Origin of the sequence: Micromonospora musae, assembly GCF_003626545.1 — a bacterium.
GTDB lineage: Bacteria > Actinomycetota > Actinomycetes > Mycobacteriales > Micromonosporaceae > Micromonospora > Micromonospora musae.
Map to the genome: position 1 here is coordinate 12,601 of NZ_RAZS01000016.1, position 20,818 is coordinate 33,418.

20 protein-coding genes are annotated in these 20,818 nt (G+C 73.7%); 2 read left to right on the plus strand and 18 right to left on the minus strand.

What is annotated here, in order from left to right:
* Nucleotides 1-156: 156 nt before the first annotated feature.
* Nucleotides 157-2,193, minus strand: a complete 2,037-nt coding sequence (locus D7147_RS30180; protein ID WP_120683809.1) for a DUF6541 family protein — start codon at nucleotides 2,191-2,193, stop codon at nucleotides 157-159.
* A gap of 163 nt (nucleotides 2,194-2,356) precedes the next feature.
* Between D7147_RS30180 and D7147_RS30185 the strand changes: the two genes are divergently transcribed.
* Nucleotides 2,357-2,776 carry a DNA-binding protein gene (locus D7147_RS30185; RefSeq protein ID WP_120683988.1) on the plus strand — a complete coding sequence of 140 codons (420 nt, stop codon included), beginning with the start codon at nucleotides 2,357-2,359 and terminating at the stop codon, nucleotides 2,774-2,776.
* 92 nt (nucleotides 2,777-2,868) lie between these two features.
* Nucleotides 2,869-3,222 carry an MmcQ/YjbR family DNA-binding protein gene (locus D7147_RS30190; protein ID WP_120683811.1) on the plus strand — a complete coding sequence of 118 codons (354 nt, stop codon included), beginning with the start codon at nucleotides 2,869-2,871 and terminating at the stop codon, nucleotides 3,220-3,222.
* Between the two features lie 96 nt (nucleotides 3,223-3,318).
* On the opposite strand, the gene argH is transcribed toward D7147_RS30190, so the two are convergent.
* The 17 genes from argH to D7147_RS30275 all read right to left on the minus strand — a co-directional run bounded on the left by argH (nucleotide 3,319) and on the right by D7147_RS30275 (nucleotide 20,804).
* Entirely contained in the window at nucleotides 3,319-4,782 is a 1,464-nt protein-coding gene (argH, locus tag D7147_RS30195) for an argininosuccinate lyase (protein WP_120683813.1), read from the minus strand.
* Nucleotides 4,783-4,858: 76 nt separating this feature from the next.
* Nucleotides 4,859-6,064, minus strand: a complete 1,206-nt coding sequence (locus D7147_RS30200; protein WP_120683815.1) for an argininosuccinate synthase — start codon at nucleotides 6,062-6,064, stop codon at nucleotides 4,859-4,861.
* Nucleotides 6,061-6,576, minus strand: coding sequence for an arginine repressor (locus D7147_RS30205; RefSeq protein WP_120683816.1), 516 nt, complete (start codon nucleotides 6,574-6,576; stop codon nucleotides 6,061-6,063). Before D7147_RS30205 ends, D7147_RS30200 begins: the two co-directional genes overlap by 4 nt.
* Nucleotides 6,573-7,550 (minus strand): ornithine carbamoyltransferase, encoded by a 978-nt coding sequence (argF, locus tag D7147_RS30210; RefSeq protein ID WP_120683818.1) that lies wholly within the window; start codon nucleotides 7,548-7,550, stop codon nucleotides 6,573-6,575. Before argF ends, D7147_RS30205 begins: the two co-directional genes overlap by 4 nt.
* A complete protein-coding gene (locus D7147_RS30215) occupies nucleotides 7,547-8,794 on the minus strand; it encodes an acetylornithine transaminase (protein WP_120683820.1) in 1,248 nt (415 codons plus the stop codon). Before D7147_RS30215 ends, argF begins: the two co-directional genes overlap by 4 nt.
* Nucleotides 8,791-9,678 carry an acetylglutamate kinase gene (argB, locus tag D7147_RS30220; RefSeq protein ID WP_120683822.1) on the minus strand — a complete coding sequence of 296 codons (888 nt, stop codon included), beginning with the start codon at nucleotides 9,676-9,678 and terminating at the stop codon, nucleotides 8,791-8,793. Before argB ends, D7147_RS30215 begins: the two co-directional genes overlap by 4 nt.
* Before the next feature lie 58 nt (nucleotides 9,679-9,736).
* Nucleotides 9,737-10,909: a bifunctional glutamate N-acetyltransferase/amino-acid acetyltransferase ArgJ gene (gene argJ, locus D7147_RS30225; protein ID WP_120683824.1), complete on the minus strand. Its 1,173-nt coding sequence runs from the start codon at nucleotides 10,907-10,909 to the stop codon at nucleotides 9,737-9,739.
* Nucleotides 10,906-11,907: an N-acetyl-gamma-glutamyl-phosphate reductase gene (gene argC / locus D7147_RS30230; RefSeq protein WP_120683826.1), complete on the minus strand. Its 1,002-nt coding sequence runs from the start codon at nucleotides 11,905-11,907 to the stop codon at nucleotides 10,906-10,908. The genes argJ and argC overlap by 4 nt, the downstream gene beginning before the upstream one ends.
* Nucleotides 11,908-12,134: 227 nt before the next feature.
* Nucleotides 12,135-12,626 (minus strand): S26 family signal peptidase, encoded by a 492-nt coding sequence (locus D7147_RS30235; RefSeq protein ID WP_120683828.1) that lies wholly within the window; start codon nucleotides 12,624-12,626, stop codon nucleotides 12,135-12,137.
* Between the two features lie 3 nt (nucleotides 12,627-12,629).
* Nucleotides 12,630-15,209, minus strand: coding sequence for a phenylalanine--tRNA ligase subunit beta (pheT, locus tag D7147_RS30240; RefSeq protein WP_120683830.1), 2,580 nt, complete (start codon nucleotides 15,207-15,209; stop codon nucleotides 12,630-12,632).
* A 39-nt stretch (nucleotides 15,210-15,248) separates the two neighbouring features.
* The gene (gene pheS / locus D7147_RS30245) at nucleotides 15,249-16,319 is read right to left on the minus strand and encodes a phenylalanine--tRNA ligase subunit alpha (protein ID WP_120683832.1); all 1,071 of its coding nucleotides are present in this window, start codon (nucleotides 16,317-16,319) and stop codon (nucleotides 15,249-15,251) included.
* Nucleotides 16,320-16,487: 168 nt separating this feature from the next.
* Entirely contained in the window at nucleotides 16,488-17,351 is an 864-nt protein-coding gene (locus D7147_RS30250; protein ID WP_233563579.1) for a TrmH family RNA methyltransferase, read from the minus strand.
* 58 nt (nucleotides 17,352-17,409) lie between these two features.
* A complete protein-coding gene (gene rplT / locus D7147_RS30255; protein ID WP_120683834.1) occupies nucleotides 17,410-17,802 on the minus strand; it encodes a 50S ribosomal protein L20 in 393 nt (130 codons plus the stop codon).
* Nucleotides 17,803-17,833: 31 nt separating this feature from the next.
* Nucleotides 17,834-18,028 (minus strand): 50S ribosomal protein L35, encoded by a 195-nt coding sequence (gene rpmI / locus D7147_RS30260; RefSeq protein WP_007458415.1) that lies wholly within the window; start codon nucleotides 18,026-18,028, stop codon nucleotides 17,834-17,836.
* Between the two features lie 20 nt (nucleotides 18,029-18,048).
* Complete coding sequence (gene infC, locus D7147_RS30265) at nucleotides 18,049-18,681, minus strand: translation initiation factor IF-3 (RefSeq protein WP_120683836.1); 633 nt, start codon at nucleotides 18,679-18,681, stop codon at nucleotides 18,049-18,051.
* Between the two features lie 463 nt (nucleotides 18,682-19,144).
* The gene (locus D7147_RS30270) at nucleotides 19,145-19,618 is read right to left on the minus strand and encodes a PH domain-containing protein (protein WP_199716451.1); all 474 of its coding nucleotides are present in this window, start codon (nucleotides 19,616-19,618) and stop codon (nucleotides 19,145-19,147) included.
* A 142-nt stretch (nucleotides 19,619-19,760) separates the two neighbouring features.
* Nucleotides 19,761-20,804 carry a DMT family transporter gene (locus tag D7147_RS30275; protein WP_233563580.1) on the minus strand — a complete coding sequence of 348 codons (1,044 nt, stop codon included), beginning with the start codon at nucleotides 20,802-20,804 and terminating at the stop codon, nucleotides 19,761-19,763.
* Nucleotides 20,805-20,818 lie beyond the last annotated feature (14 nt).

A 20,818-nucleotide genomic window follows, 5' to 3' on the forward strand; every position in this document is an offset into this window, starting at 1 on the left:
CGATGACCGGGCCGACATGCTGGCCTGTCCCGCCCGCCCCGCGACTCGCCGCCCTGCGGGCGGCCGAACGGTCGGTATCCACGAAGGTAACAACGAATTCAACTGCCGGATGCCATCCGATCACCGTGTGTTTACCGCCGGATGGTGCCGATACGGTCACCCAGCCGGGCCGGCGCAGACCCGCCCGGCGTCGGTGACCTGGTAGATCCGGATGCCGTCGACCCGGTGCACCAGCGTCAACCGGTCGCTGCGGTCCAGGCGCGACTGTCGATAGTGGGCTCGCCAGCCGGGGTAGTTCGCGCTGCCCACGACCACGTACCCGATGTCGAGCCGACGGACGGCGCAGCCGGCGGGTGGCGCGTCGGCGTTGTTCACCAGCCAGCGCCAGGCGCGCCAGCGCTCCTCCCAGTTCTCCGCCACCGCCGTCCGCGACGGCGGGATACCGAAGAGCAGCGGCGTGCCGTGGTCGGCGTACGACCACGTCATGAACTGCCGGTGCCGGTCGTACGCGACGACCTGACCCGGCTGGACCTGAGCGTCGAGCCACTCGAACGCGCGAGCGTAGGAGTCGCCGACCGGGGCCCGGCGCTTCACCTCACCGCGCAGCGGATGCCAACTGCTGGGCACCGCGGCGAGCAGCGCCAGGCTCAGCACCACCGCGGCGGCGATCGCGGCGACGGGCGGCACGGCGCGAGCCGGCCACCGCAGCGCCGCCGTCCGGACGCCGAGCAGGGCGAGCAGCCGGCGCAGGCCGAGCCCGAGCACCACCGCGCCGGCCACCGTGGCCACCCCGTAGATCGGGAAGATCATCGACCAGGGGCGGGCGGGATCGCCGTACCAGAGAGCGGCGAGCGACTGCACGAGCGCGGCGTTCGAACTGATGGTGACGATGCCGACCAGCGTGATGGCCAGCCCCGCCGCCAGCCAGGGCCGGGCCCAGCGCAGCTGTCGCAGCACCAGGGCCAGCGGCGACGCGAGAAGGCAGGCGACCGTGATCCAGAGAGCTATCCGGACGCTGAGCGGCCAGGGCGCGACGTCTGCGGTGCCCGGGCCCGGGAAGCCCAGCAGGATGTAGCGCTGCGGATCCGTCAACCAGAACTCGACCGCCTCGCCCCATCGGCCGAGCAGCTGCGGCTTCTCGGTCAGGCGCTCGCCGCCCGCGCCGGCGATCGTGCCGAGCAGCGGCGCGATCGCGCCGATCCCGGCGATCACCATCGCGGCGGCGGCCGCGCCGACGGTCCGCCAGCGCAGCCGCTCGCGCAGCCCCACGATCAGGCCGATCGCGAGCACCCCGATGAAGAGCACGTCGTAGGAGTGCGTCATGACGATGCCGGCGCCGCCCAGGCCGGCGAGCAGACCCGTGCGCACCGGATGCCGACCCCGGACGGCCAGCGCGATCAGCAGGGCCAGCCCGCCGGCCAGGCACGGCGCCGCCTGCTCGGTGATCCGGCCGGAGAGCAACGACGTCCACATCGGGCCGACGAACACCGGCGCGGTGGCGGCGGCCGCCGCCACGAGCGGGCGCCCACCGAACGCCCGGACGCAGGCGTAGATCCCGGCCGCCAGCGCGAACGGCCCGACCAGCAGGGCCCAGGTGGTCATCACGGTGCTCATCGGGCCACCGGAGAGCTGCGTCGCCTGCGCCCAGGCCACGTTGACGGCGAGCGGGTAGAACTCGCAGGAGGTCACCGTGTCGGTCGAACCGGAGCTGCAGGCGGCGGTGATCGCGGTGGTGCCGGTGTCCAGGATCCGGCGGCTCAGGTAGCCGTGATTCATCGCGTCCCAGCCGGGAGGGGCCGCCAGCCGGCCGACGATCAGCCAGCCGTAGCCGGCGGCGATCACCGTCGGCACCGCCAGCCCCGCGATGTCGGCCGGGCGCGGACGCACCGACGGCAGCCGGAGACGGGAGCGCAGGGATCGCGGACGGTCGTCGGCGTCCTCGACGAGCCCGCGACCGACGAGCCGCGACAGCGCGACAGCCGCCCCCGCCAGCACGAGCTCGGCGACGAGCACGGCCATGGCGCCGTCGGGCAGGCCGAGCGGTCGCAGCCAGGCCATCGCCACGGCGATCAGGCCGAGGGTGAGCGCCGGGGACGCCGCCCAGGCGACCCAGCGGTAACGGCCGGGCGGTAGCGCGAAGCCCAACAGGGCTCCGGGCGCGACCGCGACCAGGAACGCGATGAAGCTGGTCAACAGCGCTGCCCTCCCCGGTCAGCACGAGCGCCGCCCCGAAAGACTCGGTAAGCATAGGGGAAACATTCGGTTACGTGGGGCAACGTGTGCCGCCCGAGCCGGCGCGACCAGTCGCCTCAACGAAGTGTTGACAACAAGACGTTAAAGGGGTCCAATGGACGGCATGGACACGCTGAACAACGATCCGTTCACCGCTCCGGACGCTGCCCAGGCTCGCGCGCACCGCAACTACGCGGCGCTGCTGCGCATCGCGGAACGGCACGCGGGCACCGACGCCCGCCGCCGGCGGTACGCCCACCCCGACGTCCCCGACGCCTACGAGGCGGCGACCCTGGTGATGGCGCTCTCCGGCGGGGCCGAGCTCGAACCGGGAGAGGAGCCGGTCGACCAGGCCGACCTGATGGCCGCGCTGACCCTGATCCCGCACGTGCGCGCGGAGGTGGACGTGCTGGAGACGGGCCTGCTGCAGGCGGCTCGCGGCCGGGGGATGACCTGGCAGGCGATCGCCTTCGGCCTCGGCCTCGGCAGCGCGCAGGCCGCCCAGCAACGCTACGAGCGGCTCACCGCGCGCACCGCGGAGTAGCGCCCGGGGAATGGAAGTCCGGCACGCCCGGACCGTTGCCGGGCGCTCGGCCACCAGCGACTGTGGGATCAGCGCAGCGGAAGGGAGACGCGATGCGACGCGAGCAGATGCTGGCGTACTGCCTGGCGAAGCCGGGCAGCTGGCTGGACCAGCCGTGGGAGGGCGACGAGGTGGTCAAGGTGGGCAGCCGGATCTACGCGTTCCTCGGCTCCCCCGACAGCCACCCCACCGTGGGCGTGAAGTGCGGCCCGAACCGGGAGGTGGCCGACGAGTGGCTGCACCGCCACCCGGCGGACGCGCAGGTGATGCCCTACATCGGACGATCCGGCTGGAACACTCTCCGGCTCGACGGCGGAATCGACGACGAGGAGCTGATCGAGGCCGTCGACGCGTCGTACGACGCGGTCGTGGCGAAGCTGCCGAAGCGGGAGCGGCCGACCTCCTGATCAGCCGCGGCACCGCGTGGAATCACGGAAGCCGCCGCCCCGGCGAGCGCCAGGCCGGCGGCCTCCCTGCTGTCGTACGGATCGGGGTGTCCCCGCTCAGCGGGGTACGACCCGCTCGGCGGCCCACTCCCGCCAACCGGCCAGCTTGTCCGCGGCGGTGGCCAGCTGGTCGGCCACCGGTCCCGGGCCGGTGGAGCCGGGCGTGGTCCGGGCCGCGAGCGCCGAGCGGACGGAGAGCACGTCCCGTACCGACGGGTCGAGGTGCTCGCTGACCGTGGCCAGGTCGGCGTCGGAGACCTCGTCGAGCGCGCACTCCCGGGCCACGCAGAGCGCGACCAGCCGTCCGGTGATCTCGTGCGCGTCGCGGAACGGCACGCCCTTACGGACGAGCCAGTCGGCGACCTCGGTGGCGAGCGAGTAGCCCACCGGCGCGGCCGCGACCAGACGGTCGACCCGTACGGTCATCGTGGAGATCATCCCCGCGAGGGCCGGCAGCAGCAGCTCCAGGGTGTCGACCGCGTCGAAGGCCGGCTCCTTGTCCTCCTGCATGTCCCGGTCGTAGGTCATCGGCAGGCCCTTGAGCATGGTGAGCACGCTCATCAGCCCGCCGACCAGCCGGCCGGACTTGCCACGGGCCAGCTCGGCGATGTCCGCGTTCTTCTTCTGCGGCATGATCGACGAGCCGGTGGCGAACGCGTCGTCCAGCTCGACCCAGCCGAACTCCTGCGACGTCCAGAGCACCACCTCCTCGCCGAGGCGGGACAGGTGCACCCCGGTCATCGCGGTGACGAAGAGGAACTCGGCGACGAAGTCCCGGTCGGCGACCGCGTCCATCGAGTTGGCGAACGACGTACGGAAGCCGAGCTCCTTGGAGACCGCCACCGGGTCCAGCGGCAGGCCGGAGCCGGCCAGCGCGCCCGCGCCGAGCGGGCTGATCGCGGCCCGCTCGTCCCAGTCGCGCAGCCGCTCCAGGTCCCGCAGCAGCGGCTGGACGTGGGCGAGCAGCCAGTGCCCGAAGGTGACCGGCTGCGCGTGCTGCAGGTGGGTCATGCCCGGGGCGGCGGTCGAGACGTGCCGCTCGGCCTGCTCGACCAGCGCCTCGGCCAGCTCGACCAGCCGGGCGGCCACCCCACGCGCATGGTCACGCAGGTAGAGCCGCAGGTCGGTGGCGACCTGGTCGTTGCGGGACCGGCCGGCGCGCAACTTGCCGCCGAGGCTGCCCAGCCGCTCCAGCAGGCCCCGCTCCAGCGCGGTGTGCACGTCCTCGTCGTCGACCGTCGGGCGGAACTGCCCGGAGGCGCAGGCCGCCTCCAGGTCGTCCAACGCCGCGAGGATCTTCCCCAGCTCCTCCGGGTCGAGCAGGCCGGCGCCGGCCAGCACCCGGGCGTGCGCCCGCGACCCCGCCAGGTCGTACGGGGCCAACCGCCAGTCGAACTGCACGCTCACCGACAGCCGGGCCAGCGCCTCGGCGGGACCTCCGGCGAACCGGCCGCCCCAGAGGCTGGTCCGATTCGGGGCGGCGTTGCTCTCGGTCAGGCTCTTGTCGTCCACCGGACCCATTGTGGCAGTGCTCACCTTTCGCTCCCGACTGCGGTGCTCACCCGCTGCGCTCGCTCACTCCTCGCGCTCGCAGCGCTCACCGCTCGCCGAGCCGGGCGTCCCGAGCCGCGGCCATCCGGCTGGGCAGACCCCAGAGCTGGACGAAGCCCTTGGCGAGGGACTGGTCGAACGTGTCACCGGTGTCGTAGGTGGCCATGCCGAAGTCGTACAGGCTGGCCTCGGAGCGCCGGCCGGTGACCGTGGCCCGGCCACCGTGCAGCGTCAGCCGCACCTCGCCGGAGACGTGCTGCTGGGCGTCGTCGATGAACGCGTCGAGCGAACGCTTCAACGGCGAGAACCACAGGCCGTCGTAGACGAGCTCGCCCCAGCGCTGGTCGACGCCGCGCTTGAACCGGGCCAGGTCCCGCTCGACGGTGACCGCCTCCAGCTCCTGGTGGGCCGTGATCAGCGCGATCGCGCCGGGCGCCTCGTACACCTCGCGGCTCTTGATGCCGACCAGCCGGTCCTCGACCATGTCGAGGCGGCCGACGCCCTGGGCGCCCGCCCGCCGGTTCAGCTCCAGGATCGCCTGGTACGGGGTGACGGTCTCACCGTCGATGGCGACCGGCACACCGGCGTCGAAGGTCACCACGACCTCGTCGGCGTCGCGGGGCTCGCTCGGGTCGGAGGTGTAGGAGTACAGGTCCTCGATCGGCCCGTTCCAGATGTCCTCCAGGAACCCGGTCTCCACCGCGCGGCCGAACAGGTTCTGGTCGATGGAGTACGGCGACTTCGCCGACACGTCGATCGGCAGGCCCTTCTCCTCGGCGAACGCGATCGCCTTGTCCCGGGTCCAGGCGAAGTCCCGGGCCGGGGCGATAATCTTCAGGTCGGGGGCGAGCGCGCCCAGGCCGACCTCGAAGCGAACCTGGTCGTTGCCCTTGCCGGTGCAGCCGTGCGACACGATCGTGCCGCCGTGCTTGCGCGCCGCGGTGACCAGGTGCTTGACGATCAGCGGCCGGGACAGCGCGGAGACCAGCGGATAGCGGTCCATGTAGAGCGCGTTGGCGCGGATCGCCGGCAGGCAGTACTCGGCGGCGAACTCGTCGCGCGCGTCGATCACCTCGGACTCCACGGCGCCGCAGTCGAGCGCGCGCTGCCGGATGGCGTTCATGTCCTCACCGCCCTGACCGACGTCGACCGCGACCGCGATCACCTCGGCGCCGGTCTGTTCGGCCAGGTACGGAATGGCGACGGAGGTGTCCAACCCTCCGGAGTAGGCAAGGACGACCCGCTCGGTCATGGTGTGTTGCTCCCTTCAACGTTCTCTTCCCGGCGGGCCCAGCCGGCGAGCTTCTCGCCGAGCGCGGCCCCGCCGACGCCCTCGCGGGCCACGACGAGGATGGTGTCGTCGCCGGCGATCGTGCCGACGACCTCGGGCAGGCCCGCTCGGTCCAACGCGCTGGCCAGGTAGTGCGCTGCGCCCGGCGGGGTACGCAGCACGGCGATGTTGCCGCTGGAGTCGACCCCGTTGAGCAGCTCGTGCAGCAGCCGCACCAGGCGCGCCGGGGCCGCCTCCGCGTCGCGCAGCGGCCGGTGGCCGTCCTCCGGGATCACGTAGACGCCGCGCCCGTCGCCGCCGCGTACGGTCGCCGCGCCGAGCTCCTTCAGATCCCGGGAGAGGGTGGCCTGGGTGACCTGGATGCCGTCACCGGCGAGCAGCTCGGCCAGCTCGGTCTGCGAGTGGATCGCCTTGTCCCGGATGAGCTCGACGATGCGAGCGTGCCGGGCGGCGCGGGTCAGCGGGGCGGTCATGTGCTCTCCAAGGTCGCGTTGGCGTCGGGCGCCGCCGCGTCCGGGGCCTGGTTGCCGGCCTCGACGAGGAACATGAGCAGCGCCTTCTGGGCGTGCAGCCGATTCTCCGCCTGGTCGAAGACCGCGCTCTGCGGGCCGTCCAACACCTCGTCGGTGATCTCCTCGCCCCGGTGGGCGGGCAGGCAGTGCAGCACGATCGCGCCCGGCGCAGCCTGGGCGAGCAGCTCGGCGTTGACCTGGTAGGGCAGGAACGGCGTGTTGCGGTCCAGCCCGTCGGCCTCCTGCCCCATCGAGGTCCAGGTGTCGGTGGTGACGACGTCGGCCCCCTTGACCGCCTCGGCCGGGTCGGTGAGCACGCTCACCGACCCGCCGGTGTCGGCCGCGATCTCGGCGGCCCGGGCCACCAGCGCCGGGTCGGGGGTGAAACCGGCCGGCCCAGCCACCCGTACGTGCATGCCGGCGGTCGCCCCGGCGAGCAGGTACGAGTTGGCCATGTTGTTCGCCGCGTCGCCGACGTACGCGAGGGTCCGGCCGGTGGTGCCACCGAACCGTTCCCGGACGGTGAGCAGGTCGGCCAGGAGCTGGCAGGGGTGGAAGCCGTCGGTGAGCGCGTTGACCACCGGCACGCTCGCCCCGCCGGCGATCTCGGCGATGCGCTCGTCACCGTAGGTGCGCAGCACGATCGCGGCGACGTAGCGGGAGAGCACCCGCGCGGCGTCGGCGAGGGTCTCGCCCCGGCCGAAGTGCGTGCCCTGCGTGTCCACGATGAGCGGGTGACCGCCCAGCTCGGCGATGCCGACGTCGAACGAGGTCCGGGTGCGCAGGCTCTGCTTGTCGAAGAGCACCGCCACCGACCGTGGACCGGTCAGCGACTGGTACCCGAACCGGTCCGCCTTCATCCGGGCGGCGAGCTGCAGCACCATCGTCTGCTCGGCGGGGCTCAGGTCGTCGTCGCGTAGGAAGTGCCGGGTCATGGGATCGTCTCCGGGGCGGTCGTGGTGGTCGGCGAGGTCGGGGCGGCGGAGGTCACCGGCGGGACGCGGTCCGCCGCGGGCGCGGTGGCGTCGAGGGCGGCGGGCAGCGCCGCCAGGAAGGCGTCCACCTGCTCCGCGGTGAGGATCAGCGGCGGGGCGAGGCGGACCACGTCCGGCTGCACCGGATTCACCAGGAAGCCGCTCTCCCGCAGCGCCTCGGCGAACACCCGCGACACCGGCGCGGTGAGCACCACGCCGAGCAGCAGGCCGGCCCCGCGTACGCCCGAGACGAGCGGGTGGCCGAGCGCCTCGACGCCCCGGCGCAGTCGCTCGCCGATCCGCTTGACGTGGTCGAGCAGCCCCTCGTGGGCGATGGTGCTCACCACCGCGAGCGCGGCGGCGCAGCTGACCGGGTTCCCGCCGAACGTGGTGCCGTGCGAGCCGGGGGTGAGCAGCTCCGCCGCCCGGCCGAAGGCCAGCGTGGCGCCGAGCGGCAACCCGCCGCCGAGCCCCTTGGCGAGCGTGACCAGGTCCGGCTCCACGCCCTCGGCCTGGTGGGCGAACCAGTGCCCGGTGCGCCCGATGCCGGTCTGCACCTCGTCGAGCACCAGCAGCGCGCCGTGCCGGGCGGTGATCCGCCGGGCCGCGGCGAGGTAGCCGGCCGGCGGCACGACGACACCGTTCTCACCCTGGATCGGCTCCAGGATCACCATCGCGGTGGCGTCGGTGACCGCCGCCTCCAGCGCGGCGACGTCGCCGTACTCGACGTGTGTGACGTCGCCGGGCAGCGGGCGGAACGGGTCGGCCTTGGCCGGCTGCCCGGTGAGCGCGAGGGCGCCCATGGTCCGGCCGTGGAAACCGCCCGCCGCGGCCACCACGTGCGTACGGCCGGTCAGCCGGGACATCTTGAACGCCGCCTCGTTCGCCTCCGCGCCCGAGTTCGCGAAGAAGACCCGGCCGGGACGGCCCGCGAGGGCGAGCAGCAGCTCGGCGAGCGCGACCGGCGGCTCGGCGACGTAGAGGTTCGAGACGTGGCCGAGCGTGGCGACCTGCTTCGACACGGCGGCGACCACGGCGGGGTGGGCGTGGCCGAGGGCGTTGACCGCGATGCCGCCGACCAGGTCGACGTACTCCCGGCCGTCCTCGTCGACCACGACGGCGCCGGAGCCCTCGACGAGGGCGAGCGGCGGGGTGCCGTAGTTGTCCATCATGGACTGGTTCCAGCGCCGCACCAGACTGCTCATGACTTGATCACCATCGTGCCGAACCCTTCCGACGTGAAGACCTCGAGCAGCGTGGAGTGGGCGACCCGCCCGTCGACGACGTGCGCGGCGGGCACTCCCCCGCGCACCGCCCGCAGGCAGGCCTCCATCTTGGGCACCATTCCCGACTCGAGGGTGGGCAGGAGTTTCGCCAGGTCGTCCGCGTCGATCTCGGAGACCAGGCTCGTCGTGTCCGGCCAGTCGGCGTAGAGGCCGGCGACGTCGGTGAGCACGACCAGCTTGCGGGCCTCCAGCGCGACCGCGAGCGCGGCGGCGGCGGTGTCCGCGTTCAGGTTGTGCAGCACCCCGTCGGCGTCCGGCGCGACGGTCGAGATCACCGGGATCCGCCCGGCGGCGATGAGGTCGGTGACCGCGGAGACGTCCACCGACTCGACGTCACCGACCTGGCCCACGTCGACCGGCTCGCCGTCGACGTACGCCGGGCGACGCACCGCCGTGAAGAGCCCGGCGTCCTCGCCGGAGAGGCCGACCGCGAACGGACCGTGCGCGTTGATCAGCCCGACCAGTTCCCGCCCGACCTGACCGACCAGCACCATCCGGACGACCTGCATCGCCTCGGGGGTGGTGACCCGCAGGCCGCCGCGGAACTCGCTGACGATGCCGAGCCGGCCGAGCATGGCCGAGATCTGCGGGCCGCCGCCGTGCACGACGACCGGCTTCAGGCCGACGTAACGCAGGAAGACCATGTCGGCCGCGAACGCGCGCTGCAGCTCGGGGTCGACCATGGCGTTGCCGCCGTACTTGATCACGACGGTGGAGCCGGAGAAGCGGGCCAGCCACGGCAGCGCCTCGATCAGCGTGGCGGCCTTGGCCTGGGAGCGGGTGAGATCGGCGGAGAGGCTCATGCTCCGGCCCGCCTTCCGTTCGCGACTGCGGGACTCCGCTTCGCTGCGTTCCTCGCGCTCACGACGAGTAGGCCGAGTTCTCGTGGACGTACGCGTGGGAGAGGTCGTTGGTCCAGACGGTCGCCGACGCGGCCCCGGAGTGCAGGTCGATCCGGATGGTCACGTCCCGCCCGGTCAGGTCGACCTTCGACCGGTCCTCGGCGGCGGCACCGTCGCGGCACACCCAGACCCCGTTGACCGCGACGTCGACGCCGTCCGGCTCGAAGGCGGCGGCGGTGGTGCCGACGGCGGCGAGGATCCGCCCCCAGTTCGGGTCGTTGCCGAAGAGCGCGGTCTTCACGAGGTTGTTGCGGGCCACCGCCCGACCCACCTCGACCGCGTCGTCCTCACCCGCCGCGCCGACCACCTCGATGGCGATCTGCTTGGTGGCGCCCTCCGCGTCGGCGATGAGCTGCTGGGCCAGGTCGTGGGCGGCGGCGGTGACCGCGACGGCCAGCTCACCCGGCGCGGGCGTGACGCCCGACGCGCCGCTGGCGAGCAGCAGCACCGTGTCGTTGGTGGACATGCAGCCGTCGGAGTCGATCCGGTCGAACGTGACCCGGCACGCCTCACCCAGCACGCCGGAGAGCACCTCCGGGTCGGCCACCGCGTCGGTGGTGATGACGCACAGCATGGTGGCCAGGGCCGGGGCGAGCATGCCCGCGCCCTTGGCCATGCCGCCCACGGTCCAGCCGGCGCCCTGGACGGTGGTCGTCTTCGGCCGGGTGTCCGTCGTCATGATCGCCTCGGCGGCGGGGGCGCCGCCGGCCGTGGAGAGCGTGCCCACGGCGGTGTCCACCCCGGCGAGCAGCGCGGTCATCGGCAGCCGCTCGCCGATCAGGCCGGTCGAGCAGACCGCCACCTCGCCGGCCCCGAGCTCCAGGCCCGGTTCGGCGGCCGTGAGAGCGGCGGCGACGTGTTCGGCGGTGGCGTGCGTGTCCTGGAACCCGGCCGGGCCGGTGCAGGCGTTCGCGCCACCGGAGTTGAGCACGACGGCGCGGACCGCCCCGCCCCGGACGACCTGCTGGGTCCAGAGCACCGGCGCCGCCTTCACCCGGTTGGCGGTGAAGACTCCGGCGATCGCGGCCTGCGGCCCGTCGTTGACCACCAGGGCCACGTCGGCGGCGCCGCTGGCCTTGAGCCCGGCGGCGACGCCGGCCGCCCGGAACCCCTGCGGAACGGTCACACTCATGGGGCCACCCCGTAAACCGACAGGCCGGTGGTCTCCGGCAGACCGAACATCAGGTTCGCGTTCTGCACCGCCTGCCCGGCGGCGCCCTTGCCGAGGTTGTCCAGCGCGCTGACCACGATCAGGCGACCGGAGTCGACGTCGACGGTGGCCTGCAGGTGGCAGGAGTTGGAGCCGAGCGTGGCGGCCGTGTGCGGCCAGCGCCCCTCCGGGAGCACGTGCACGAACGGCGCGTCGGCGTACGCCTCGGCGAGCACCGCCTGCGGGTCGACGCCGCGGGCGGGTAGCGCGGTGACCGTGGCGAGGATGCCGCGCGGCATGGGCGCGAGCACCGGCGTGAGGGAGAGGCCGGTCGCTCCGGTCGCCTGCTTGATCTCGGGCACGTGCTGGTGGGTGCCGACCCGGTAGGGCGACAGGTCGCCCATCACCTCGCTGGCGAGCAGGTGCGCCTTCACGCCCCGCCCCGCCCCCGAGGTGCCCGAGGCCGCGACCACGACCACGTCGGCGGGCTGGGCGGCGCCGGCGGCGATCAGCGGGGCGAGCGCCAGGGTGATGGCGACGGCGTAGCAGCCGGTGTTCGCCACCCGGGTGGCGGAGGCGATCAGCTCCCGCTGCCCGGGCAGCTCCGGCAGGCCGTAGGTCCACTGGCCGGCGTGCGTGCCGCCGTAGTACTGCGCCCACTGGTACGGATCGGCGAGCCGGTGGTCGGCGCCGAGGTCCACGATCCGTACGTCGGCCGGCAGCTGGGCGGCGAGCGCGGCCGACTCGCCGTGCGGCAGGGCCAGGAAGACCAGGTCCGCGTCGGCGAGCGGGTCCGGCCCGGCCGCGCCGAGCACCAGGTCGAGCCCGGCCAGCTGGGGATGGACCACGTCGACGCGGTGCCCCGCCTGGCTGTGTGCGGTGGCGGCCACCAGCTCGAACTCCGGGCGCCCGGAGATCAGGCGCAGCAGCTCGCCGCCGGCGTAGCCGCTCGCTCCCGCCACCGCGACTCGGATTCCCATACTCACCTCCGCATGACTATGCATGCCAAGGTAGCAGCGATGATCTCCGACCGCAAGTTCATACAGTCCACTGCATGAGAATGACGCCAGCCGGGCGCGCCGACCGGAACCGACACCGGCGCCGTTCGCGGGGCACGACCTCGGCGCGGCCCGGCGGATTGCGGTGCGTCAGGATCGGATCTCGGTGCGATGTGCAGGGCGCGTGGTACGGGTGTGCCGTGCCGCCGTCACCGGCCGGGCGGCGGGTCCACCCTCGGCCGCAGCCGCGGCCGGATCACCACCGCACGCAGGTCCCGCTCCAGGAGGTAGCCGCACTCGCGGGAGTCGTAGCTGAACGGCGGGTTGTCACCGAGGACCACCAGGTGCCCCGGCGGGACCTCCCGCTCCGGCCGCTCCCGCAGCAGCGGCACCCGGTCCACCGGCACCGGGTCGCCGGGCACCGCGTGCGCCCGCTTGATGAGCAGGCCCGAACCGCCCTCACCGGGATGGGTGGGGTGGCGGGCGGTCATCTCCGCCGGCGCCACCACCACGACCACGTCACCGGAGCGGACCCGGGCCAGCGGCAGCCGCCGGGCCAGCACCCGGTCGCCGGGGCGCAGCGTGGGTTCCATGCTGCGCCCCACCACCGAGACCAGCATCAGGTGCCGGCGGGCCCAGAGCAGGCCGGTGATGGCCACCGCGAGCACGGCGGCCACCACGACCCACCCGGTCGCCGACACCGGTCAGGCGCCGCGCAGGGTCGCCCCGAAGCGCTCGGCGGCCACGGCGACGGCCGAGTCCCGGGCGGCCACCGCCTCCTCGACGGTGAGCGTCCGGTCCGGCGCCCGGAAGGTGAGCTTGTACGCCAGCGACTTGCGCCCCGCCCCCAGCTGATCGGAGGTGTAGACGTCGAAGAGGCGGACGTCCTCCAGGAGCTCGCCGGCGCCCTCGACGAGCGCCCGCTGCACCTGCGCCGCCGGCACCGACTCGTCCACCACCAGCGCCACGTCGATCAGCGCCGGCGGGAAACCGGAGACCCCCGGGGCCGCCAGCATCGGCGCGGCGGGCAGCAGGTCGAGGTTCAGCTCCATGGCGCTGGTACGGCGCGGCAGCTCCAGCGCCGCCACCACCGTCGGGTGCAGCTCGCCGCCGTGCCCGACGACGACCCCGTCGACCAGCAGCTCGGCGCAGCGGCCCGGGTGCCACGGCGCGTACTCGGCGGCCCGGACCTCGACCCGGTCGGTCGGGAGGCCGGCGGCGGCCAGCACCGTCCGCCCCGCCTCGATCGCGTCCGCCCACCCGGCCGCGCGGCCGGAACCCCACCAGCCGGCCAGCTCGATCTCGCCGGCCAGCACGGCGGCGACGTGCCGGGGCTGCTCGGGCACCACCGCGTCCGCGGCGGCGAACTCCGCGTCGGTCGGCCGCCGGTCCACGCCCATGGCCGGGGGGCTGCCCGCGCCGAGACGCGGATGGAAGACCGACCCGATCTCGTAGAGCGCGAGATCACGGTGACCCCGGCCCAGGTTGCGCTTGAGCACCCCGAGCAGCGGGCCGAGCAGCGTCGTGCGCAGCATCGGCTCCTCGTCGGAGAGCGGGTTGGCCAGCCGCACCGCGGGGCGGCGCGGGTCGTCGCCCGGAAGACCGAGCAGGTCCGGCAGCTCCGGCGAGACGAACGGGTGGGCGAGCACCTCGACGTACCCCCGGTCGGCCAGCGCCTGGGCGATCGTGCGGCGCCGGCGCTGCTGCCAGGTCAGGCCGCGGCCGGCCGGAGCCACCGGCAGCACCGACGGCACCTTGTCGTACCCGTCGAGGCGGACCACCTCCTCGACCAGGTCGGCGGGGTCGACGAGGTCCGGCCGCCAGCTCGGCGGGGTGACGGTGAGCGACACCCCGTCCCCAGCGGCCACCCCGACCTCGCCCGGGTCCTCGGCGAGCCGGTCCACACCCTGCGCCACGGTGCAGCCCACCTGCTCCAGCAGGGCCACCACCCGCGCCGGCGGGTAGTCGACGCCGATCCGCCGGGTCGGCAGGTCCGCCGGCAGGGTGATCGGGGTACGCGGCGAGACGTGGTCGAGGTCCAGGATCTCGTCCCCGGCGACGCCGCCGCCGTACTCGGTGAGCAGCCGCACCGCCCGCTCCAGGGCGACCAGCGGCAACGCCGGATCGACGCCCCGCTCCCAACGCTTGGCGGCCTCGCTGAACAGCTTGTGCCGGCGGGCGGTGCGCCCGACCATCACCGGGTCCCAGTGGGCGGCCTCGAAGAGCACGTCGGTGGTGCCGGCGACGACCTCGCTGGTCTCGCCACCCATCACCGCGGCGAGCGAGATCGGCACGCCGGCCCCCTCACCCGCGACGGGGTTCGGCAGCCCGGCGTCGCAGATCACCATGTCCTCGGCGGCGAGGACGCGATCCACACCGTCCAGCGTGGTCAGCTTCTCCCCCGCCGCGGCCCGGCGGACCACCAGCGAACCGGCGATCCGGTCGGCGTCGAAGGCGTGCATCGGCTGGCCCAGTTCGAGCATCACGTAGTTGGTGATGTCGACCGGCAGGGAGATGCTGCGGATGCCCGCCGTGGTGAGCCGCCGCTGCATCCAGCCGGGCGTGGGCGCGGACGGGTCGACGCCGCGGACCATCCGGGCGGCGAACCGGTCGCAGCCCACCGTGTCCCGAACCTCGACCGGGTACGCCGGCTGCGGCGTGGCACCGGGCGCGGGCGCGAGACCCGGATCCCGGAACGGCACCTCGAACGCGTGCGACAACTCCCGGGCCAGACCCCGCAGGCTCAGCCCGTAGCCCCGGTCCGGGGTGATCTCCAGTTCGAGCACGATCTCGTCGAGGCCGACCACCGGCCGGGCGTCGTCGCCGGGCTTGGCCGGGCTCTCCTCGGGCAGCACCAGGATGCCCTCGTGGTCGTCGCCGAGGCCCAGTTCCCGAACCGAGCAGATCATGCCGTTGGAGTTGCGGCCGTACGTCTTGCGCGCGCCGATGGCGAACCCGCCGGGCAGCACCCCGCCCGGGAGGATGACGACCACCCGGTCACCGGGGGCGAAGTTGCGCGCCCCGCAGACGATCTCCTGCGGCTCGCCGGTGCCGTTGGCGGCGCCCACGTCGACCCGGACGAACCGGATCGGCTTCTTGAAGCCGGTCAGTTCCTCGATCTCCAGAACCTCACCGACCACCAACGACCCGGTGACGTTCTCCCGCAGGTCGGCCACCGAGTCGACCTCGATGCCCAGGCCGACCAGGGCCTGCGTCAGGTCGTCGGTGGACAGGTCGGCGGGGAGGTCGACGTACTCCCGCAGCCAGCTGACAGAAACTCGCATGACTCAGACCACCGTCTCCGTAACTCGTGCCCGCATCGCCTACGCCCCGGTCCCGAGCGCCCGGCTGAACCGGACGTCGCCCTCGAAGAGATGGCGGATGTCGCTGACCCCGTGCCGGACCATCAGGGTCCGGTCGATGCCCATGCCGAAGGCGAAGCCCGAGTACACCTCCGGGTCGATCCCGCAGGCGCGCAACACCCGCGGGTTGACCATTCCGCAGCCGCCCCACTCGACCCACTGCGGGCCGTCGCGGTGCTCCGGGAACCAGACGTCGAACTCGGCCGACGGCTCGGTGAACGGGAAGTAGTGCGGGCGCCAGCGGGTCTTCGCGTGCGGGCCGAAGATCGCCTTGGCGAAGTGGTCGAGGGTGCCGCGCAGGTGCGCCATGGTGATGCCCTTGTCCACCACCAGGCCCTCCGCCTGGTGGAAGACCGGGCTGTGGGTGGCATCCACCTCGTCGGTGCGGTACACGCGGCCGGGGCAGATCACGTAGATCGGCGGCTTGCGGCTGAGCATCGTCCGCGTCTGCACGTTCGAGGTGTGCGTACGCAGCACCAGGCCGGACCGGTCCGCGGGGTCGATGTAGAAGGTGTCCATCAGCCCGCGGGCCGGGTGGTCGGCGGGAATGTTCAGCGCGTCGAAGTTGACCCACTCCAGCTCGACCTCGGGGCCCTCGGCCACCTCGTAGCCCATCCCGACGAACAGGTCGCTGACCTGCTCGATGAGCGTGCTCAGCGGATGCCGTGCGCCGCGGGGCTGCCGGTCGTACGGCAGCGTCACGTCGACGCGCTCGGCGACCAGCACCCGCTCGGCGTGCTCACGCTCCAGCGTCTCGGCCCGGGCGGCGTAGCTGGACTCGATGGCCCGGCGGGCCTCGTTGACCCGTTTGCCGGCGTCGGACTTGGCGGCCGGCGGCAGCGCGCCGATCTCCCGGCGGGCCAGCGAGACCGGCGCCCGGTCACCGAGGTGGGCCGGGCGCAGCGCGGTCAGCGCATCCGGATCGGTGGCGGCGGCGAACGCCTGCTCGGCGTCGGCCACGGCAGCGGCCAGGGCGGCCGGGTCGAGCAGGGCGACCTGCTTCGGGTCGTACGGATCGTTGCGGTAGGTCATGGCGTACGGGCACTCCCTCACGGCGGCGCCGACCCTCGCGGGGTGGCGAAGCGAGTCTACGGACGCGCGGCTTCGCCGCAGCCCGCCGGTGGGAGTTACGCAGGGAGCAGGGTCAGGCCCGCCGCCCGCCGACACCGGCGGGCTGGCTAAACGAACGCCGTGGCGCGTTCATGGACGGCTGGTCTCCCCGGTCGTGACGTTCGCGCGACCGGATCCCGGCCGGCGCTGTGCTTTCGCTGAAGAGTACAGGCAGACGGCGGCGGCCGCAGCGAGGTTGAGGCTCTCGGCGCGCCCGTGCAGGGGCACCCGGACGCGGGCGTCGGCGGCCTCGGTGAGCGCCGGCGGCAGTCCGTGCGCCTCGGAGCCGAAGAGCCAGGCGGTCGGCGCGGCGAGCCGGCCGGCGTCGGCCAGGTCGTCGAGGTCCTCGTCGCCGTAGCCGGTCGTGGCGAGCACCGCGAGCCCGGCGGCGCGCAACGCGGCGACCACCTCGATCGGGTCGTCGGCGCGGACCACGTCGACGTGGAAGAGGCTGCCGGCGGAGGCCCGTACGCACTTGCCGTTGTACGGGTCGACGGCGTCGCCGGCGAAGACCACCGCGCCCGCCCCCGCCGCGTCGGCGGTGCGCAGCACGGTGCCGGCGTTGCCCGGGTCGCGGATCTCGGCGAGCACCGCGACCAGCCGGGGCCCGCCGTCGAGGGCCTGGGCCAGCGGCACGTCGAGGTGCCGGCAGACGGCCACCAGCCCCTGCGGGGCCAGCGTCTCGGCGAGGGCGGCCAGCGCGTCGTCGGTCACCGCGCTGACCGGGACGCCACCGCCGTCGGCCAGGGCGGCCAGCTCGGCGTACCGGTCGAGGGCGGCCGGCGTGCCGAACAGCTCGGTGACGACGCCGGGCACGGCCAGCGCCTCACGCACGGCCTGTGGGCCCTCGGCGAGGAAGCGGCCGCTGGCCTCGCGGTCCCGGCGCCGCTGCAGCCGCCGGGCGGCTACCACCCGGGGCGTACGCGGGGTGAAGAGCATCGTCACCTCAGACATGCGGCGAGGCGCCTCCCGTCAGGGTCGACGAGGGGCGCCTCACTCCAGACGCAGGGGATCAGGCGGCCTGGGCCGCCGCACCGCCGGTGCCCTCGGCCGCGACCGCGGCGCGAGCCACCTCGACGATCGCCGCGAACGCGGTGGCGTCGTTGACGGCCAGGTCGGCCAGGATCTTCCGGTCGACCTCGATGCCGGCCAGCTTGAGGCCCTGGATCAGCCGGTTGTAGGTCATCCCGTTGGCGCGGGCGCCTGCGTTGATCCGCTGGATCCAGAGCTGCCGGAAGTCGCCCTTGCGGTCACGACGGTCCCGGTAGGAGTACTGCATCGAGTGCAGCACCTGCTCCTTGGCCTTGCGGTAGAGGCGGGAGCGCTGACCGCGGTAGCCGCTCGCGGTCTCCAGCAGGGTACGGCGCTTCTTCTGGGCGTTCACAGCCCGCTTGACGCGTGCCATCTCAACTCCTTCTTACGTCGGGTGGCGCGCGTCAGCGGCCGAGCAGCTTCTTGATGCGCTTCACGTCGGCCTTGGCCAGCACGACAGTGCCGGTCAGCCGCCGGGTCTGGGTGGAGGGCTTCTTCTCCAGGTTGTGCCGGAGGCCGGCCTGCTGGGCAACGATCTTGCCCTTGCCGGTCACCTTGACCCGCTTGCCCATCCCCGTGTGGCTCTTCATCTTCGGCATGTGGAACGTCTTCTCCCCTGTTACTGGCCGCTGGTGTCAGCGGTCGTGCCGGTCTCCCCGGCTGCTGCGGTCTCGCCGGCCTCCGGGGCGGAGCCTTCCGCGACCCGGTCCCGGGGCGCTCCGCCCCGAGTGGCCGTCGCGGCGACCGCGGCGGCCTTGGTGGCGCGGTGCGGCGCGAGCACCATGATCATGTTTCGGCCGTCCTGCTTCGGAGCGGCCTCGACGTACCCCAGCTCCGAGATCTCCGACTCGAGCCGGCGCAGGAGCCGGTAACCCAGCTCCGGTCGACTCTGCTCGCGACCGCGGAACATGATCGTCACCTTGACCTTGTCGCCGGCCTTGAGGAACCGCACCACGTGACCCTTCTTGGTCTCGTAGTCGTGCGGATCGATCTTCGGCCGGAGCTTCATCTCCTTGATGACGGTCTGCTGCTGGTTACGCCGCGCTTCGCGCGCCTTCAGTGCGCTCTCGTACTTGAACTTGCCGAAGTCCATGAGCTTGCACACCGGCGGGCGCGCCATCGGCGCAACCTCGACCAGGTCCAGATCGACGTCCGCGGCCAGCTGAAGGGCGCGCTCCAGTGGGACGATGCCCACCTGCTCACCCTCGGGACCGACCAGTCGGACCTCACGTGCCCGGATCTGCTCGTTCACGCGTGGTTCGACGCTGATGGGGCCTCCTCGAGTCGAGTGTCTGCTACGTGCCGACCCTGCGGCTCCCGGGCGGGAGCCGACCCGGAAAGCAGAAGGCCCCGGCGTATGCCAGGGCCTGCTCGACCGGTCAGCACGATCACATGGTCGCGCATCCGGCGCCGGGACATGCCCGGAACCGGTGACCGGACCCGGCCACCGTGGCGGCGACTCGGGTGGGAGCAGGCGCTCCACTTTCATGGCGCCCGCATTAACGCAGGCAGCCTGGTCGACTCGACAACACTACACCCTCACCACCGTCCCCACCCAATCCCCCCACCCCCGCACCCCCGCGCCCCGCGCACCCCCGCGCGCGTCCCGGGGCGCACTTTCACGGAAAGAGTGCCCATTCGGCGCGGAATGGCCACTCTTTCCGTGAAGGAGTGGCCACTGCCCGGCGGGAGGGGCGAGAGGGGGTGGGAGGGGGTTAGCGGTTGGGGGTGCTCTCGGTGATCCGGGCCAGGTGCGCCTGGTGCAGTCGACGCAGCGCCCGCACCCCGTCGACGGCCAGCTCCTTGTCGGCCGCCTGCAGGGCGATGATCGGCAGCAGGTCGTCGTCGTGCAGCTCCAGGCTCGCCCAGGGTGCGCCCCGGTCGAAGCGGACGCCGCGTACGACCTCCCAGGGCAGCTCGTACGAGCCGATCAGGTTGCGCACCCGCACGCCGCGCGCGTCGGCCTCCACCCGAGGGCGGGTGAAGATGAGGATGCCGAGCGCGCCGAAGATGCCCAGCCCGACCATCGCGAGCTGGTCGCCGCGCTGGAAGCTGCCGTAGCCGTCGCCGGTGGGGCCGTGCAGCGACGTCGCCACCAGGGCGAACACCACCACCAGCACGGCTGCCGACGCCCAGCAGACCACCCGGATGCGCCGGGGCCGCAAACTGATCAGCTCGGGTTCGCTCACCCCACCAGTCTGCCACCCGCCGCCGGCCGGCCCGCCGCCGCCACGCTGCCCACGTCGAGCCGCCACGCCGCTCACCCCGACGCCGTCGGCCTTCAAGCCGGCGACGCCTGTGTTCAGACGCGCGTCGACGCGGACGGAACGGTCAGCGGCCGCGGGCCGACGCCTCGCGGGGCCGGGCGCGGCGACCCGCCACGACGACGGCGAGGAGAGTCAGCCCCGCCCCGACCAGCACGGCGGGCCGAGCACCCGGGCCGCCGGGCAGGAGCGCGTCGAGCAGCAACGCCCCGCCGAGCTGACCGGCCACCAGGGCGAGGCCGGTGCGCAGCACCCCCGCCGAGCGGACCCCGACCACCAGGCCCGCCACGATGCCCACGCCGAGCAGTCCGCCGGTGTAGAGGTACCAGGCGTCCGGCCAGGCCCCGGTCGGCCCGGCGAGCGCGCCCGCGACAGCCGCCACGATCAGCACCACCGGCGTACTGACCAGGAAGTTGACCGCCACCCCGGCGGCGGCCGACCCGGCCGCGGAGACCCGGCCGTTCAACGCGGACTGCAGCGCCACCCCGACCCCGCCGGCGACCGCGAGCAGGACCAGCCCAACGGCCAGCTCCCCCACCGGTTGACCGACCTGGGCCAACGCCACCGCGGCCACGCCGAGCAGCCCGCCCGCGATCCGGGGTCCGGTGAACGGCAACCGGCCGCCCGAGGCCAGGCCGGCCCGATCCACCGCTAGCCCACCCACGCTCCCGCCGGCCACCTGGGCGATGGTGAAGACGGCGACCCCGAGCACCGGCACCACGTACGCGCCGAGCACCACGATCGCCGCGCCGCCCAGCCCGCCCAGGTAGGACCACCAGGGCAGCCGGGCCCGCCGCAGCGTGGCGAGCCCGGTACGCATCGACGGCAGGACGGCGAGACCGACGGCGACCAGCAGGGTGCCGCCGAGGTTGTTGACCACCGCGGCGAGGGTCGGCTCCCCGACCCGGACGCCCAACTCCCCGTTCGCCGCGCCCTGCGCCGCCGAGGCGACGCCGGCCACCGCCACCAGGGAGAGCGCCACCCACACCGGCAGCCCACCACCGGCCGGCGGCGCCGTTCGCGGGCGCGCGACGCCCGGTCCCGAACCGCGCTGGGCCGGCAGCCGGAGATCCCCACCGCGCGCCGCGCCGGGCTCCGTGGGCGGCGACACGGCGCCCGGCGCCG

Bases quoted from the DNA above. Each gene is read 5' to 3' on its own strand.
- D7147_RS30185 (WP_120683988.1), top strand. From the start codon at position 2,357: ATGGACACGCTGAACAACGATCCGTTCACCGCTCCGGACGCTGCCCAG.
- D7147_RS30190 (WP_120683811.1), top strand. From the start codon at position 2,869: ATGCGACGCGAGCAGATGCTGGCGTACTGCCTGGCGAAGCCGGGCAGC.
- argH (WP_120683813.1), bottom strand. From the start codon at position 4,782: ATGGGTCCGGTGGACGACAAGAGCCTGACCGAGAGCAACGCCGCCCCG.
- D7147_RS30200 (WP_120683815.1), bottom strand. From the start codon at position 6,064: ATGACCGAGCGGGTCGTCCTTGCCTACTCCGGAGGGTTGGACACCTCC.
- D7147_RS30205 (WP_120683816.1), bottom strand. From the start codon at position 6,576: ATGACCGCCCCGCTGACCCGCGCCGCCCGGCACGCTCGCATCGTCGAG.
- argF (WP_120683818.1), bottom strand. From the start codon at position 7,550: ATGACCCGGCACTTCCTACGCGACGACGACCTGAGCCCCGCCGAGCAG.
- D7147_RS30215 (WP_120683820.1), bottom strand. From the start codon at position 8,794: ATGAGCAGTCTGGTGCGGCGCTGGAACCAGTCCATGATGGACAACTAC.
- argB (WP_120683822.1), bottom strand. From the start codon at position 9,678: ATGAGCCTCTCCGCCGATCTCACCCGCTCCCAGGCCAAGGCCGCCACG.
- argJ (WP_120683824.1), bottom strand. From the start codon at position 10,909: ATGAGTGTGACCGTTCCGCAGGGGTTCCGGGCGGCCGGCGTCGCCGCC.
- argC (WP_120683826.1), bottom strand. From the start codon at position 11,907: ATGGGAATCCGAGTCGCGGTGGCGGGAGCGAGCGGCTACGCCGGCGGC.
- pheT (WP_120683830.1), bottom strand. From the start codon at position 15,209: ATGCGAGTTTCTGTCAGCTGGCTGCGGGAGTACGTCGACCTCCCCGCC.
- pheS (WP_120683832.1), bottom strand. From the start codon at position 16,319: ATGACCTACCGCAACGATCCGTACGACCCGAAGCAGGTCGCCCTGCTC.
- D7147_RS30250 (WP_233563579.1), bottom strand. From the start codon at position 17,351: ATGTCTGAGGTGACGATGCTCTTCACCCCGCGTACGCCCCGGGTGGTA.
- rplT (WP_120683834.1), bottom strand. From the start codon at position 17,802: ATGGCACGCGTCAAGCGGGCTGTGAACGCCCAGAAGAAGCGCCGTACC.
- rpmI (WP_007458415.1), bottom strand. From the start codon at position 18,028: ATGCCGAAGATGAAGAGCCACACGGGGATGGGCAAGCGGGTCAAGGTG.